The 252-nt window shown below is 48.8% G+C and carries 1 pseudogene; it reads left to right on the forward strand.

The features are described from left to right. Positions 1-252: pseudogene (locus SB775_RS31925) on the forward strand (ribonuclease J); the annotation flags it as partial.

Raw genomic sequence — 252 nt, forward strand, 5'->3', positions numbered from 1 at the left:
GTCAAGGCGAAGCTGGAAGAGCACAAAATGCAAAATGACGTAAAGATGATTCCGATTTCGGAAGACACGGAAATTCCCTTCAACCGGTTGAAGGCCACTTTCTTCCGCACGAATCACAGTATTCCGGATTCCTTTGGGGTCGTGCTGCACACACCAGAGGGTATGGTCATCCACACGGGTGACTTCAAGTTTGATATGACACCAGTGGGACAAACAACGGAGTACGGTAAAATTGCCAAGATTGGTGCGAGC

This window comes from Peribacillus sp. SIMBA_075, from assembly GCF_046534585.1.